Origin of the sequence: Petroclostridium xylanilyticum (genome assembly GCF_002252565.1) — a bacterium.
Taxonomy (GTDB): Bacteria; Bacillota; Clostridia; order SK-Y3; family SK-Y3; genus Petroclostridium; species Petroclostridium xylanilyticum.
In genome coordinates this window covers 42,366-58,043 of sequence record NZ_NPML01000011.1, presented here as the reverse complement: position 1 = coordinate 58,043, position 15,678 = coordinate 42,366, and the positions used below count along the sequence as shown (strand labels likewise).

15 protein-coding genes and 5 tRNA genes are annotated in these 15,678 nt (G+C 35.4%); all 20 read left to right on the top strand.

Going from position 1 to position 15,678, the window contains the following annotated elements; translation table 11 throughout:
• Positions 1 to 92 precede the first annotated feature (92 nt).
• On the top strand, positions 93 to 1,385 hold the full coding sequence (locus CIB29_RS05985) for a bifunctional folylpolyglutamate synthase/dihydrofolate synthase (protein ID WP_094547767.1): 1,293 nt from the start codon (positions 93 to 95) through the stop codon (positions 1,383 to 1,385).
• A gap of 70 nt (positions 1,386 to 1,455) precedes the next feature.
• Positions 1,456 to 2,544: a tetratricopeptide repeat protein gene (locus CIB29_RS05980; RefSeq protein WP_094547765.1), complete on the top strand. Its 1,089-nt coding sequence runs from the start codon at positions 1,456 to 1,458 to the stop codon at positions 2,542 to 2,544.
• 172 nt (positions 2,545 to 2,716) lie between these two features.
• A complete protein-coding gene (locus tag CIB29_RS05975; protein WP_094547763.1) occupies positions 2,717 to 4,864 on the top strand; it encodes a methyl-accepting chemotaxis protein in 2,148 nt (715 codons plus the stop codon).
• Positions 4,865 to 5,013: 149 nt separating this feature from the next.
• Positions 5,014 to 5,349 carry an anti-sigma F factor antagonist gene (gene spoIIAA / locus CIB29_RS05970; protein ID WP_094547761.1) on the top strand — a complete coding sequence of 112 codons (336 nt, stop codon included), beginning with the start codon at positions 5,014 to 5,016 and terminating at the stop codon, positions 5,347 to 5,349.
• Between the two features lie 14 nt (positions 5,350 to 5,363).
• Complete coding sequence (spoIIAB, locus tag CIB29_RS05965) at positions 5,364 to 5,795, top strand: anti-sigma F factor (RefSeq protein WP_094547759.1); 432 nt, start codon at positions 5,364 to 5,366, stop codon at positions 5,793 to 5,795.
• Between the two features lie 36 nt (positions 5,796 to 5,831).
• The gene (gene sigF / locus CIB29_RS05960; protein WP_423241291.1) at positions 5,832 to 6,569 is read left to right on the top strand and encodes an RNA polymerase sporulation sigma factor SigF; all 738 of its coding nucleotides are present in this window, start codon (positions 5,832 to 5,834) and stop codon (positions 6,567 to 6,569) included.
• A 203-nt stretch (positions 6,570 to 6,772) separates the two neighbouring features.
• Positions 6,773 to 6,928 carry a hypothetical protein gene (locus CIB29_RS18500; protein WP_157910222.1) on the top strand — a complete coding sequence of 52 codons (156 nt, stop codon included), beginning with the start codon at positions 6,773 to 6,775 and terminating at the stop codon, positions 6,926 to 6,928.
• A 60-nt stretch (positions 6,929 to 6,988) separates the two neighbouring features.
• On the top strand, positions 6,989 to 7,438 hold the full coding sequence (gene spoVAC, locus CIB29_RS05955; RefSeq protein ID WP_094547757.1) for a stage V sporulation protein AC: 450 nt from the start codon (positions 6,989 to 6,991) through the stop codon (positions 7,436 to 7,438).
• A gap of 16 nt (positions 7,439 to 7,454) precedes the next feature.
• Positions 7,455 to 8,477, top strand: a complete 1,023-nt coding sequence (gene spoVAD, locus CIB29_RS05950) for a stage V sporulation protein AD (protein WP_094547755.1) — start codon at positions 7,455 to 7,457, stop codon at positions 8,475 to 8,477.
• A gap of 6 nt (positions 8,478 to 8,483) precedes the next feature.
• Positions 8,484 to 8,837: a stage V sporulation protein AE gene (spoVAE, locus tag CIB29_RS05945; protein ID WP_094547753.1), complete on the top strand. Its 354-nt coding sequence runs from the start codon at positions 8,484 to 8,486 to the stop codon at positions 8,835 to 8,837.
• Between the two features lie 89 nt (positions 8,838 to 8,926).
• Positions 8,927 to 9,490, top strand: coding sequence for a stage V sporulation protein SpoVABEA (spoVAEA, locus tag CIB29_RS05940; protein WP_094547751.1), 564 nt, complete (start codon positions 8,927 to 8,929; stop codon positions 9,488 to 9,490).
• A gap of 350 nt (positions 9,491 to 9,840) precedes the next feature.
• Positions 9,841 to 12,129 (top strand): ATP-dependent Clp protease ATP-binding subunit, encoded by a 2,289-nt coding sequence (locus CIB29_RS05930; RefSeq protein ID WP_094547746.1) that lies wholly within the window; start codon positions 9,841 to 9,843, stop codon positions 12,127 to 12,129.
• Positions 12,130 to 12,565: 436 nt separating this feature from the next.
• A tRNA-Gly gene (locus CIB29_RS05925) sits at positions 12,566 to 12,639 on the top strand.
• Between the two features lie 4 nt (positions 12,640 to 12,643).
• A tRNA-Arg gene (locus CIB29_RS05920) sits at positions 12,644 to 12,720 on the top strand.
• Between the two features lie 6 nt (positions 12,721 to 12,726).
• Positions 12,727 to 12,803 (top strand) — tRNA-His (locus CIB29_RS05915).
• Between the two features lie 176 nt (positions 12,804 to 12,979).
• Positions 12,980 to 13,056: transfer RNA gene (locus CIB29_RS05910), tRNA-Gln, on the top strand.
• Between the two features lie 5 nt (positions 13,057 to 13,061).
• Positions 13,062 to 13,137: transfer RNA gene (locus CIB29_RS05905), tRNA-Lys, on the top strand.
• Positions 13,138 to 13,373: 236 nt separating this feature from the next.
• Complete coding sequence (locus CIB29_RS05900) at positions 13,374 to 13,682, top strand: hypothetical protein (RefSeq protein ID WP_094547744.1); 309 nt, start codon at positions 13,374 to 13,376, stop codon at positions 13,680 to 13,682.
• A 359-nt stretch (positions 13,683 to 14,041) separates the two neighbouring features.
• Positions 14,042 to 14,566 carry a GNAT family N-acetyltransferase gene (locus tag CIB29_RS05895; protein ID WP_094547743.1) on the top strand — a complete coding sequence of 175 codons (525 nt, stop codon included), beginning with the start codon at positions 14,042 to 14,044 and terminating at the stop codon, positions 14,564 to 14,566.
• Between the two features lie 340 nt (positions 14,567 to 14,906).
• Positions 14,907 to 15,611, top strand: coding sequence for a C40 family peptidase (locus CIB29_RS05890; protein WP_198543770.1), 705 nt, complete (start codon positions 14,907 to 14,909; stop codon positions 15,609 to 15,611).
• The last annotated feature ends 67 nt before the right edge of the window (positions 15,612 to 15,678 follow it).

The following is a 15,678-nucleotide window of genomic DNA, read 5'->3' as shown; positions in this document are numbered from 1 at the left end:
ATAGTTCACAGTTCATGGATTGTAAGGGCGGACAACGGGTCTGCCCTTACAATTACTGTGAACTTATTTTATACAATAAGCGAGGGAATTATATGAACTACGAAGAAGCGCTGGCATATATACACGGTACTTTAAAATTTGGATCAAAATTGGGTCTGGATAACATTGCAAATTTACTGCGCCGAATGGGAGATCCTCATAAAAAATTAAAATACATACATATAGCCGGGACAAATGGAAAGGGCTCTACAACTGCCATGATAGCCAGTATTTTAACACAAGCGGGCTACAAAACAGGAATGTATACTTCCCCATATCTTGAAGAATTTACTGAGAGAATACAAATAAACGGCCAAAATATTGATAAGCAGCATTTAGCTGATATAACTTCCAGGATAAAAGAGCTTGTTAAAGAAATGGTGGACCAAGGGTACAACCACCCAACAGAATTTGAAATCGTAACTGCAATCGCATTTCAATACTATTATGAACAAAAGTGTGATTTTGTTGTCCTGGAAGTAGGGATGGGTGGACGTTTTGATGCTACAAACGTTATAGAGACTTCTTTAGTTTCGGTGATTACTTCCATAAGCATGGACCATATGGACAAGCTGGGAGATACCATTGAAAAGATTGCTTTTGAGAAAAGTGGAATTATCAAAGAAAATGGTCTGGTGGTTGTTTATCCTGAACAGGAGCCGGGTGTGATAGAAGTTATAGAGAAAGTTGCTAAAGAAAAAAAAGCCGAGGTGCTTAAAGCAGATCAAACATCAGTAAAAATTATTTCAGATACTCTGCAGGGAACGGAATTTAGTTTTAGCAATTATACAGGACTAAGAATGTATCTTTTGGGAGAGCACCAGGTTCTTAATGCAGGTACTGCCATAACAGTAATAGAGATATTAAAAAGCCGCTATGGTATTACTATTTCAGATGAAGATATAAGAGCAGGTATGGAAAATGTACGGTGGCCGGGCAGGTTTGAAATCATAGGGACCAATCCTTTATTTATCATTGATGGTGCTCATAATATTTCAGGAGTTAGTGCTCTTAAAAGAGCCATACATAAATATTTAACAAACAAAAGGATAACGTTTATTGTAGGAATGCTGCGTGATAAGGAATATGGAAAATGCATACCTGAAATAGCTTCAAGGGCAGAATTACTTATTGCAACATGCCCTCAAAGTGAAAGGGCATTAGCTGCCGAGGAATTAGGAGAGATTAGCAGGAGATACTGTGATAAAGTAATTGTAGAAGCAGATATAAAAAAGGCAATACAATTAGCTATGGATAGGACTGAAGAAGATGGAGTTATATGTTGTTGCGGGTCTCTATATTTAATAGGAATTGTGCGAAAATTTTTAAAAGAATCTTACAAATAAAGAAGGAATATCCCTCTCGTTGTTGAATACTTATAGTAAAACGAATATTGCAGTGAGAGGGTGAGGTGCTATGTTGGACGTAGAAAAAGAATTAAGCAGATTCTCGTTTATTAGGGAACTGGATGTGCTTGATGTTACAAACCACAGTATAGATTCTGATGGTTTAAGAAAAGCAATAGAGCTTTATAACCAGGCTATTGAAAGCATACGGTCAGAAAGTGACGATATAGCCGCAATTGAACTTAAAAAAGCTATTTCCATCTATCCGGAATTTATGGAAGCCAAAGTTTTGCTAAGTTTGTGTTACATATTGAGACAGCAGGTGGAACAAGCTGAGGAACTGCTAAAAAGTATAATTAACAGTGATGATTATATTGCAAGAGCGCATCAATACTTACAGTATATCAATGAACTGAAGCAAAAAGGGGGAAAGAATAAGAATAAATTAATCTCTCAAAGTCTCTTTAAGCCAAAAATAGATTTAAGTAGATTTCAAAAAAGTTTTTTGAAAATCAGTGTTATCTTTTTTGCAGGTGTTCTTGTGTCGTACATTTTCTTTTATAGTTCTTTGGCTAATCTCAGACAGCATAGCGATGCTCAGGTTTCCCGCTCAAACAGCATTAAAAGTGATTATCAAGAAAAGATTGACCTATATAAGTCGGAATTTTCTACAGCTCAAAAAAATATTGAATTACTGAAGCAGCAGCTAGAGGAAAAAGATAATGAATTCAAATATCTAAGTAACGTTAAAAAATTGTTGGAAATTGAACAACTTATCAATAATGGTGATAAAGAAAAAGCTGCAGAGGGGATATTGTCACTAAAGGATTTTAAATTTAATGATGTAGAACAACAAAAATACCAGGCATTATATGAAAAAATAATCCCTCAGCTTGCTGCTGAATTATATTATAAAGGCTATAACTTATATAAAGCAGGAAAGTATGGAGAAGCGATAGATATTTTTAATAAGGTGCTGGGTTATAATATAAAAAATGACCAATACCAGTATGCCCTTTATCTTATAGCTAAATGTTACCAGTTTCAAGGGGATAATATCAATGCTGCAAGTTATTATAACCAATTAATAAATTACTTTCCTGCCAGTAAGTACGCCAAATATGCAGCAAACAGGCTGAATGAATTGCAAAAAAATTAACACATTTTGTGGAAAAAATTGAAGGATAATCATCATTTGTGTCGAATATTATTTTTAGTATAAAAATTCTAAAAAAGTTTCGAATTAAGAGCGGCTGGGCAGTGAATTTCTTCTAACTCCAGCCTTTTAGCTCTTGATTCCTAACTGAATAACAGATGAGGAGTGGCAAGCTATGAAAAAAAGTATAGTTTCTCAGGTTAATAACCTGATTGCGAAATTCAGGCAGTTAAAGTTGTTTAGTAAATTAAATTTTAAGCCTTTCTCGCCGTTCAATTTAAAAGCAGTAAGTCATATGGGAATTAATATAGGATTGAAGTCAAAGTTAAAGATTAGAACCAAACTTATCATATTTTTCCTTCTATTAAGTATAATGCCATTAACAATTGTAGGAGCTTTTTCTTTTTCCGGTGCAAGAAAGACTGTTGAAAAAAAAGTAGGTGTATTCTCAGAGCAGCTTTTAAAGCAGGTTAAGAATAATATTGATTCAAAAATACTTGAGGTTGAAAAAGCAACCATGATGATATTAGGGAATTATGAAGTTATGAAAATTATTTCAACAACATATTCTAATGATAATATGTATCAAAAAATAGAAGATTCCAGAAAGATAGAAAATGTACTTTCTTCCATTATATTTTCATCTCCAGACATTAAATCCATCATGGTGATAAAGTCAAATGGAGAAAAAATTTCAAATGAATTTATACCCGGTCTTGATAAATATTTTTTGAGTGATGAATTCAAAAAGAGTGAAACTTACAAAGCAGTGCGTGAAGCAGGTGGAAAAGCGGTATGGGTTACCGGTTTAAACGGGGATTATTCACAAATTTTCGTAATGAGAAAGCTTACTAATGTCGTAAAGGCAGAAGATGCAGGAACTTTAATCGTTGCAATTCCGGAATCTGTGATAAGTACTATTTACGACGGTGTGGAATTGGGAAAAAACGGAACAATTATGATGCTGGGGACTGACCATTCCATTATTTCACATCACTTAAAGGAAAATATAGGAAAAAATTTTCAGGAAAATTATATAGACAATATCTTTGGGGAAAATGAATCGGGCATTTTTGTGAAAAATAATGAGCTGATTGCTTTTAATACCTGTACAAATGGGTGGAAAATTATCACTAAAGTACCCATGAATTCATTAATGGAAGAAATGTATGCTGTTGGATGGTCAACGGTGCTTGTAAGCGTAGTGTGCGCATTATTTGCGGTTTTTATAGGAATAATGATTTCATTAAGCATATCCAATCCTATACACAGCATTGTTGGACTCATGAAAAAGGCTGAGCAGGGGGATTTAACCGTAGTTTCGGAACTGGACGGACAAACCGAGATGGGCAGGCTTTCCAAAAGTTTCAATATTATGATTGGGAATATTAGACAGCTAATTACCGATACCCGGCAGGTAGTCCAAACAGTTATAAACGATACTGAAGTTATTAAGGAAGTAGCAGCCCAAACAGCGCTGGCAGCAGAACAGGTTTCTACTGCTGTTGAAGAAATAGCGAAAGGCACTAATGAACAGGCAAAAGAGGCAGAAAGCAGTACGCTGGTGATCAGCCAGCTGGCTGATAAAATTAATAAAGTAACAGATAACATAAGAGTGGTAATGGATGTTACCAATAATACAAAAGCAGTGGGTAGTGCTGCAGTTGATACAGTGACTGCATTGAATCAAAAGACAAGAGAATCTGTACATATGTCTAATACAATAAAGAGTAACATTAACCGTTTAAGCGGTAGAGCTAAAGAAATAATAAAGATTGTTAAAGTGATTGAGAATATAAGTGAACAGACCAACCTTCTTTCGCTTAATGCAGCTATTGAAGCTGCAAGAGCAGGAGAAGCAGGCAGAGGATTTGCTGTTGTTGCAGATCAAGTAAGAAAGCTTGCGGAACAGTCTAAGGATGCTACAAGAATGATCAGCGAAATTATTGTAAATATTCAAAAAGAAACACAAATTACTGTTGATGCAGTTAATAAAGCAGATGAAATATTCAAAGAGCAGGAAGCATCAGTTATACAAACAGATAATGCTTTTAAAGATATTGCCAAAGCGATGGAATCAATTATTGAACAGATTGAAAATATTAACATTGCTATAGGCGATATTAATGAATATAAAGACAAAGCTACACTTGCTATCAGCAGTATAGCATCGGTTGCCCAGCAGGCAGCTGCGTCTACGGAAGAAGTAATGGCAACAAGTGAGGAGCAAACATCATCTTCAGAGCAATTGGCCGAGCTAGCTAAGCAGCTTGCCCAGGTTGTAGAGCAGTTGGGGCAGTCGATGGATAAATTTAAAATCTGAATCTAAAAAACGGCAGATTGCATCTGTCGTTTTTTGTCGTTAAAAAAATTTTGCATTCTACAAAACAAGACTTTTTTCATGGAAGGAGATTCCAATTATATGTAGAATATATACTTTGCACAGCACACAAAAGATAAGGAGGGTTATACTTGCAGGTAAGTTTTCAAACTATTAACAGGACGCTAATAGCAAGAATTGAAGGTGAATTGGACCATCACACTTCCGTAGAAATCAGAGAAAAAATTGACAGGGAAATAAATAAAAACCAGATAAAAAACTTGATCTTTGATTTTGAAAAACTGAATTTTATGGATAGTTCAGGTATTGGCGTAATTATTGGAAGGTATAAATATATACAAAAGTTAAACGGGAAAGTATATATAGCAAATTTGGTTCCTCAAGTTGAAAGGGTAATAACTATTTCGGGATTACATAAGATAGTACCTGTTTTTAATAATGTGCAGGATGCATTAAAAGAAATATGAGGGGGATAAAAGTAATGCAAATAACAAATGAGATGAAGGTAGAGTTTTTAAGTAAGTCCAGTAATGAAAGTTTCGCAAGGGTTGTAGTTGCGGCTTTTGTCTCACAAATGGACCCTACCATTGAAGAATTAGCAGATATAAAAACAGCTGTTTCTGAGGCAGTTACGAATTCTATTATACATGGTTATGAAAATTCAGTAGGATATGTAAGAGTAGGATGTAAAATTATTGATGATTTTGTTGAAATTATTGTTGAGGATGACGGCAAAGGGATCGAAAATGTTGAACTGGCCCGTCAACCCCTTTTTACTACCCATCCCGAAATGGAACGTTCAGGTATGGGTTTTACAGTTATGGAGACATTTATGGATAAGGTCGAGATTGAATCGGAACTTAATAAAGGAACCAGAGTAAAAATGATAAAAAAGATTAACAGTTCCAGGTAAATAGGTTTGACCTAGAAATGAATAGGGGTGATTGTATTGAATCAGGGAATAGACCATGATACTCTGGAACTTATTAATAGGGCTAAAGCTGGGGATAAGGATGCACAGGAAATATTAATTGAAAGCAATATAGGGTTGGTTTGGAGTATAGTAAAAAAATTTCAAAATAGAGGATATGAGCCGGATGATTTATTTCAAATTGGATGTATTGGTTTGATAAAAGCGATCAAGAAATTTGATAATGCTTTTGACGTAAAATTCTCTACTTATGCAGTTCCTATGATTATTGGAGAAATTAAAAGGTTTATAAGAGATGATGGTATCATAAAAGTAAGCCGGTCTCTTAAAGAAACTGCAAATAAAGCCAGGGTAGTAAAAGAAATGCTGACAAAAAGCCTGGGTAGAGAACCAACTGTACATGAAATTGCTGATAAGCTGAATATTGAAGCGGAAGATTTAGTATTGGCGATGGATGCCGGGAGCACACCCGAATCATTATATGCTACCTTGCACGAAGGAGACAGTTCACCAATTTTATTAATTGACAGGATCGATGAAGGTAGTGATGATGAAGGTAAGGTAATTAATAGAATTGCGCTTAGACAGGTGTTGGACACTCTCAAGCCACGGGAAAAACAAATTATTATTTTAAGATATTTCAAGGAAAAAACACAGACTCAGATTGCAAGCATATTAGGAATATCACAGGTCCAGGTTTCTCGGATAGAGAAAAAGATATTAAATGAAATGAGAAAAAAAATTAGTGCTGGTTAGTACTGGTTCGTAGTTTATAGTTATTAGACCATTAGAAATTTTAAATATTCAAATTTATGGGATATTAACTATTAACTGGCGGACTTTTTTTTGAATATTAATAACTGACTTTTCAAATAATATAATAGAAATAAAAAAATTTGTTAAAACTGGAGGGTTAAAGAAATCTCAAAAGTAAAATAATTTTTATTGAGGTGAAAAAAATGTACAGAGTTACACTTAAAAAAGCAGTGTATCCAATCATTATTCTAACTATTTTAATAGGAGTGGCCTTCTGGGTATTGAGTGTAAAAAAAATGAATGACAAAATTCCATCAAGAGGAGTATTTGTATATTCAAAAGAGTTTTACACTGCTTAAACAAAAATCATATTTTCGATAATATAAATAACTTTATGATAATAGTAAAGGAGAATTTTTATGGAGCAACTATTCACAAAAAAAGAATATGAAAAATATGTTCAAAAAAAGTCGCCTAACTCTCCTATTGTAAAAAATACAATTATGGCATTTGTAGTAGGTGGCTTAATATGTATTGTAGGGCAAATCATTAGCAATTATTTTAAATCCCGGGGTCTTAATATAGAACAGACGGCTGGTGCTACGGCAATTTTAATGGTATTGTTGGGAGCTTTGTTTACAGGGTTAGACCTTTATGATAGTCTTGCCAAATACGCTGGAGCTGGGACCATTGTGCCTATCACTGGATTTGCCAATGCCATTGTTTCACCGGCTATAGAGTTCAAGAGTGAGGGATATATTCTGGGTGTAGCTTCCAAAATGTTTGTTATTGCCGGGCCGGTTTTGGTTTATGGGATAACAGCTTCTATTGTAGCAGGCATCATATATTTTCTTGTAGGTTTAAGATAATAGGAGGGGAGGACCAATGACAACAACTAAAAGATTGGGAAAGCAGACTGTGAAACTTCAATATCCTCCTTCTATTATTTCTACAGCCTCTATTGTAGGCAAAAAGGAAGGGGAAGGACCATTAAAAGATTATTTTGATCAAATACTAGATGACGGTTATTGGGGAGAAAAAACATGGGAAAAGGCAGAAAGCAAGATTCTTAGAGAAACGGTGATCAAAGCAGTTACAAAAGCTAATATGTCTCTAGGGGATATGAATTACATTTTTGCCGGAGATCTGCTCAATCAATGTATAGGGTCAAGCTTTGGTATTAGAGAATTGGAAATTCCTTTTTTTGGATTGTATGGAGCATGTTCAACCATGGCCGAGTCTCTTAGCCTGGCAGCAATGATTATAGATGGTGGATTTGCGGATTATGCAGTAGCAGCCACTTCCAGCCATTTTTGTTCGGCAGAACGACAATTCCGATTTCCACTTGAATATGGAGGACAGCGGTCTCCAACTTCTCAATGGACCGTAACAGGTGCTGGTGCTGTAGTTTTGTCAAATCAGGGGAATGGCCCTTATGTAACACATATTACAACTGGTAAAATTGTAGACTTAGGTATTAAAGATGCTAATAATATGGGAGCAGCGATGGCACCTGCAGCTGCAGATACTATTTTTACCCATTTTGAAGATACAGGGTTTATTCCGGATGATTACGACTTAATCATTACTGGAGACTTGGCCCAGATTGGTAAAGAAATTACCGAAGATATTTTACAAAAAAAAGGTTGTAACATTAGCAGGCAATTTACCGACTGTGGATTGAAAATATTTGATAACAAACGGCAGGATACCCATGCCGGAGGAAGCGGCTGTGGTTGTTCTGCAGCAGTTTTAGCCGGCTACTTGTATCATGAATTAACAAAAGGTAGCCTTAACAAGATATTATTTATTGCAACGGGGGCATTGATGAGCCCTACCAGTTCACAACAGGGTGAGTCCATTCCTGGAATTGCACATGCTGTTACTATTCAAAATACATTGGGGTGATAAAATATGGAGTTTTTTAGAGCTTTTATTGTTGGTGGTTCTATATGTGCTGTCGGACAGATTCTTATTGATAAAACCAAAATCACACCTGCAAGGATATTAGTTTTATTTGTAACGTTAGGAGTTGTTTTAACAGCTATAGGCATATATGAGCCTTTAGTAAAGTTTGGAGGGGCAGGAGCAACTGTTCCAATATTGGGATTTGGTTATTCGCTGGCGAAAGGAACGATGAAAGCAGTAAAAGAAATCGGTTTACTCGGAGCTTTTACCGGGGGAATTACCGGAACTGCTGGAGGAATAGCTGGAGCAATTTTCTTCGGCTATATTATTGCTCTAATATTTAGTCCAAAAGAAAAATAATGAATAGTGAGGGCAAAGAGTGGGAAGTGGGGAAAATGGGAATGCGGAACCTCATTTCCCACTCATTGGTATTATAAGGAGGCGCACATTTGAATAAAAGAAAAGTTATTTTGGTTACTGATGGAGATACGGTAGCACAAAGGGCCGTAGAAACTGCAGCACGAAATATCGGTGGGAGATGTATATCACGTTCTGCCGGAAATCCTACACTTCTTTCCGGCACGGAAATTATAGAGCAAATTAAGCAAGCAGCCCATGACCCCGTGGTAGTGATGGTAGATGATTGTGGGGATGAGGGGGAAGGCCGGGGTGAGACTGCCATGGCAGAAATCATCAAGAGTCCGTATATAGAAGTGCTGGGAATTGTAGCTGTAGCTTCAAATGGGAAAGAAGGAAGCAATGTCAAAGTAGATTGTTCCTTTACCAAGGATGGTAAAAAAACTTACCAGGCTGTAGATAAATATGGAAATAATTTGTTTGCTGCAGGATTAAATGGAGATACTTTAAGTGTTCTAAGGGAAGTAAAAGTACCCATTATCGTAGGTATAGGAGATCCTGGCAAGATGGATGGAAAGGATGATATAAATATTGGAGCACCCATCACTACTGCTGCACTGCAAGAAATACTAAAAGCTAATGGATACAGGCAGTAGACAGCAATTATAAACGATAAAAAGTCAATATTTTTGTATAAAACCAGTTGGAATTCCAACTGGTTTAAATTTTGGGGCGTATACTTTATTTTTGAAGAATATTATTCCAGGTTCTAAGCCTTTCCGCAACGTTCTTTCCATAATATTCTTCAAAAATATTAAATGCGCCCTAAATTTTGGACATATTTGAATTATGTTGCATATATATGATATAATATCTTGTAAGTAAAGATTGAGCTTATGATTAAGCACATTTTCATCACTTTTTGTACTGCATTTGCGGTATGGGCGTTAATTGGAAATGCAGTTAGAATTTTATATTAGAGAGGAATTATAGGGGAGTAGAATATATGTTATGTTCAAGATGTAATAAAAATATAGCAGTAGTATTTGTTACTAAGCTGGAAGGGGATAAACAGAAGAATGAGGGTCTTTGCCTGTCTTGTGCAAAACAGCTTGGAATCAAGCCTCTAAACCAGTTTATGGACCAAATGGGTATAAGTGAAGAGGAAATAGACAACCTTAATAACCAGATGACCGAATATCTAATGAATGGCCAGCTAGATATCACGGGTCAATTTAATGATGTCAACAGTCCCTTTTCATTTATTAATAAATTGTTTAATAAACAAGATGGAGTAGAAAACAATCAGAATTCTAATAATACGCCATCTAAAGAAGAAAAGTCTACAAAAACAAAGGTGAGTGAAAAGAGAAATAATAAGAAGAAAAAATTTCTGGACAGCTTTGGAGTAAATTTAACTGAGAGAGCCAGAAATGGTTTGGTTGATAGGGTAGTGGGCAGGCATAGAGAGATTGACAGGGTTATACAGATTTTGAATAGGAGAACGAAAAATAACCCTGTATTATTAGGAGAGCCTGGTGTAGGAAAAACAGCTATTGCAGAGGGATTAGCTCTAAGAGTGGTTGAAAAACAAGTTCCTGCAAAACTCTATAACTGTGAAATATATCTGCTGGATTTTACCTCAATCGTTGCCGGTACACAATTCAGAGGACAGTTTGAGGCAAGGCTGAAAAGCATTATCGAAGAGGTAAAGGATGCAGGAAATATTATACTTGTGATTGATGAGCTGCACAATATCGTTGGTGCCGGGGAAGCGGAAGGAGCAATGAGTGCTGCTAATATTCTCAAGCCTGCATTGGCACGGGGAGAGATACAGGTAATTGGTGCAACTACCCTTACGGAATATCGCAAACATATTGAAAAGGATTCCGCATTGGAAAGAAGATTCCAGCCTATATTGGTTGATGAACCAAGTATAGATGAATCAATAGAGATTTTAAAAGGAATAAAAGACTATTATGAAAATTATCATAAGGTAAAAATCTCTGATGAAGTTATAAAGCATGCAGTTATATTATCGGAAAGGTATATTACAGACCGGTTCTTGCCTGACAAAGCTATTGATGTTATTGATGAAGCAGGTTCGCGGGCTAATTTGAAGAATACGGGTCTGGTGGAGCTGGCAGCATTAAAAGAGGAGTTAAGAAAGGTTCAAGAAGAGAAGGAAACAGCTGTTTCTGCGGATTCAATAGAAGACTATCAGAAAGCTGCTGACTTAAAAACAAAGGAATGTATATTGATTTCTAAGATTGGAGAGCTTGAAAAAAATAATGAAGAGGTATATTTAACTGTCGATGATATTGCCTATGTCATAGAAGCATGGACAAAAATTCCGGTACAAAAAATTACTGAATTGGAATCTGAAAAACTGCTTAACCTGGAACAGCGGTTACACAAAAGAATTATTGGGCAAAATGACGCTGTCAGTGCCGTCGCCAGAGCTATTAGAAGGAATAGAGCAGGGTTAAGGAAAAAGAGAAAACCGGTTTCCTTTATATTTGTTGGACCTACAGGTGTAGGAAAAACCGAACTGGTTAAAGCACTAGCTCAAGAGTTATTTGATAGTGAAGAAGCATTGATCAGACTTGATATGTCGGAATATATGGAAAAGCATTCTGTTTCAAAAATAATTGGCGCACCTCCCGGATATGTAGGGTATGACGAGGCAGGGCAATTAACCGAAAAGGTAAGGCGCAAACCTTATTCTGTGCTTTTATTGGATGAAATTGAAAAAGCGCATCATGATGTGTTTAATATCCTGCTTCAAATACTAGAAGACGGAAGAATTACAGACAGCCATGGTAAAGTCGTTAGTTTTGAAAACACCATCATCATTATGACATCTAATGCAGGTTCTGACGTTAAATCCGGAAATTATGGATTTTTAACTGGCAGCCAAAAGGATTTTGACAGTAAAGCCAGAAGCATTTTAAAAGAAATATTCAGACCGGAGTTCCTAAATAGGATTGATGAAATAATTATATTTAATCAATTATCCGAATCAGAATTGATTCAAATTGTAGAACTTATGGTAGACGAACTTATTGAAGAGATAAAAGAGAAAGGTATAAAAGTAGAAATTTCGGAGAAAGCTAAATTGTGTATTCTACAAAAAGGGTATGATGCAAAATATGGCGCCCGGCCTTTAAGAAGAACTATTCAACGAATGATTGAAGATCGATTAGCTGATTTGTTAATAAAAGGTGAGTGTAAAGCTGGAAACAGTGTGCTAATTGATGCTATAGATAATGAGTTGAAATTTCTAATTAACTGACTAAAAGAGGGAAGCACAGGGACGATACGGAACTGATGCTTCCTATTAACTGTGAAGCGTGAACTTGTAATAAAATATGCATATAATGTAGATATGCTGAACTAAATTGATTATTAGCAAGAAAGAGCGACGTAATTTAATATAAAAGTTATTTTTAGGGTTGACTTTGTAGATTGTTTAGGCTATACTAGTCTTCGCTGGTTGTTTCAGAGCTTAGTTAAGTAATTATAACTTAGCTAAATGATAATTATATTGATAACAAATATTAAAATTAAAAATGATTAATGTAGTTATCGATGAAATTAATCAACTTTAAAATTATAATATTTAGCTTTAAAGTTGGCTAGTTATAAAAAAAGATGAAAAAAGTGTTGACAAACAACATCTAAAGTGTTATAATCTGAAATTGTCAGTCGAAAAAAGTGTTTTAAATTTTGCGGGTGTAGTTCAATGGTAGAATCTCAGCCTTCCAAGCTGATCGCGTGGGTTCGATTCCCATCACCCGCTCCAATAAGCGCCTGTAGCTCAGCAGGATAGAGCAACTGCCTTCTAAGCAGTGGGCCAGGAGTTCGAATCTCTTCAGGCGCGCCATGTATGGTGGGTATAGCTCAGTTGGTTAGAGCGCCAGATTGTGGCTCTGGAGGTCATCGGTTCGAATCCGATTATCCACCCCATAAACTAATTAATAATGAATAATTAATAATTAATAGTTTTAATTTATATAACTGATATGAAAAATAGTAGAAATAAAAGTACTATATAAATAATTTTTGCTATTATGTGTACTATGTTAAGTTTAGAAATGTATGTTTTTGATTCATTATTCATTGTTAATTATTAATTAAAATATTGGGATGTAGCCAAGTCGGTAAGGCACCAGACTTTGACTCTGGCATTTCGTAGGTTCGAGTCCTGCCATCCCAGCCATCTACGGGCCATTAGCTCAGCAGGCAGAGCACTTGACTTTTAATCAAGGTGTCCGGCGTTCGAATCGCCGATGGCTCACCAAAGACTTCACTGCTAAATGTTGCGGTGAAGTTTTTTTGTTGATTATGTTATTTTTTCCCTTTACTCCATGGAAAGATTATGGTATATTGTTGTTAATGGATAAAGTTGGTGTAATTTGTACATAATTTCGATAGATGGTATCGTAAACTGGCTTGGTATTTCTTAAGTCAGTTTTTTGTCAACTAGATATATGTTGTTAGTAGAAGTAATTTAAATAAACAGTAGGGGATGATGGAATGGAAGCAAAAGAGAATAAAAATACAAAAAAAGTTCAGGGATTAATGTACAAAGGTAAGCCTTTGACTCGTAAAGGAGATATGCTATACTATGGAAACCATGATGATAAATACATAATTACCATGAAGGTGCAGGAATCTAAAGTGATAAAAAATTTAAAGGTGGCAACAAAGGTTTCAATAGAACTACAAATTAATAATCCCGCGCTGAGAGGAAAAGAAAAGGTCGTGAAGAAGGCGGAAAGAGAAGGTCTGTATAGAGCTTTGGAGATTGGATCAATTTGGTTGGAAGATGCCTTGAGTTCATAAAAAACTCTGTTCATTGTGAACAGAGTTTTTTTAAAATATTACTGACTATTCCATTGTTTTACTAAAAACGATAGATATCATACATAATTAATGCGTTGTGCTAATTCACCTACACTTTAAGAATTAAGAAGTTCCAAGGCTAAGAGCCTGTAAATTTGCGGCTAAGGTCAGGGGACACACCTCTCCTTCGTCGAGGAATGTCCCCAATAGAGACATCAAACTCGCTAATCGCTCAAGCAGGTGATGCGGCTTCTCCTCCGCTGCATTAACAGGCTCTAAGCCTTTCCACTATATTCTTTCCGTATAGGTGAACTAGCACAACAGATTAAATAGATACTTCTAAATGATAAGGTGATAAGATGCTTTCACTTAATATAGATTGTGAGGATATTATCTTAAAAGACATAAAAAGAAGTGATTTACCCGCGATACTTAAATGGTATAATATGACAGAGAAATATAAATATGCAACAGGTATTGATAAGCCTATATCCCTGCAAAACCTTGTAGAAAAGTATCTGGAAGTTCTTTATTGTGAGAGTGAATTTTTCGCGGGAATCTATCTAAAACGCAATAATTGTTTGATAGGTCTAATGAAAGGAAGATTAAAGAAGAAAGAGGCTAATGCTGTATGGATTAGTTCTTTTTTAATAGATTGTGATTATCAGGGCTGTGGATATGGGAAGAAAAGCCTGAATATCGTTGCTAATTACTTTAAACTTTATCATAGCATTAACACTATTTATATTTCTGTAATTATGGAAAATAGTGAAGGAATTCGATTTTGGTGTAATAATAAATTTGAGCCTTTAAGAAAGATGCATAATCACATTGTATTAAATGGGAAGGAACAGGACGTCATCTTAATGAAGAAAGAGATATGAATGTAATATATTTATTTATGTATATATTTACTGATAATGATTTACATGGCAGATAAAGTCAAATAAGTTCACAGTTCACAGTAAAAGCTATTAAATCGTTTACTACTGTGAACTGTGAACTATTATCATAGAAATAAAAAATTTTTATGGAAAATATTAAAAATAGTTTGACAGTATGTTGAAAGAAGTATATAATAATTTTGTAACAGTTTTGTAATAACTTTTTTAATATATTAGAAAACTATATTTTGTTGCAAAATGTAGTTTTGGAATATATTAACCCAATATTGTAATTCTTTTAGTTATAAGATTTTGTCACAAAAGATGCGGGGGTATGGCGATGAATTTATTAAAGCGAATGATGATGTTTGTTGTAATGCTGGTTGTATTTTCTGTTTTCATTACGATTTCAGCCTTTGCTGAGGAAGTTGCTTATGGAGTGGTTACTGGCAGCTGTGTTAACATCAGGGAACAGCCAAATACTTCCTGCAAAGTTTTGGGACAACTTTACCGTGGTGAAAAAGTTAAGGTACTCGGACGATCTGATGAATGGATAAAAATAAGCTATAATGATAATGTAGAAGGATGGATGCATGGAGCGTACATTTCCATAAGAAATCCGGAAGTTTCACGTTCAGGTGGACAAGTCGATAGAGGTACCAGCGGTTCTCTTGCGGCCGATATTATTGGCTTCAGCAAAAAATTCTTAGGAGTTCCCTATAAGTACGGTGGAACTTCTCCAAAGGGGTTTGACTGTTCGGGATTTACACAATATGTGTTTAAACATTTTGGAATTAATATCAATAGGGTTGCTCATGACCAGTCAGAACACGGTAAAAAAGTTGATAAAAAAGATTTGGCTCCTGGAGATTTGGTATTCTTTGGGAATGTTAAGACCGGATATATTGATCATGTAGGCATATATGTAGGGGATAATCAATTCATACATGCATCTTCTCCCGGTTCTGATGTTAAGTATGATAGCTTAAATGAAGGCTACTATCAGAGAAAGTACATAACGGCTAGAAGAATTATCCCGGAGTAATAACTTAAATTAAAACTAAATTTTTTGTGTACCTATAGGTTGGATAAAAGACGTTTAGAAACGTCTT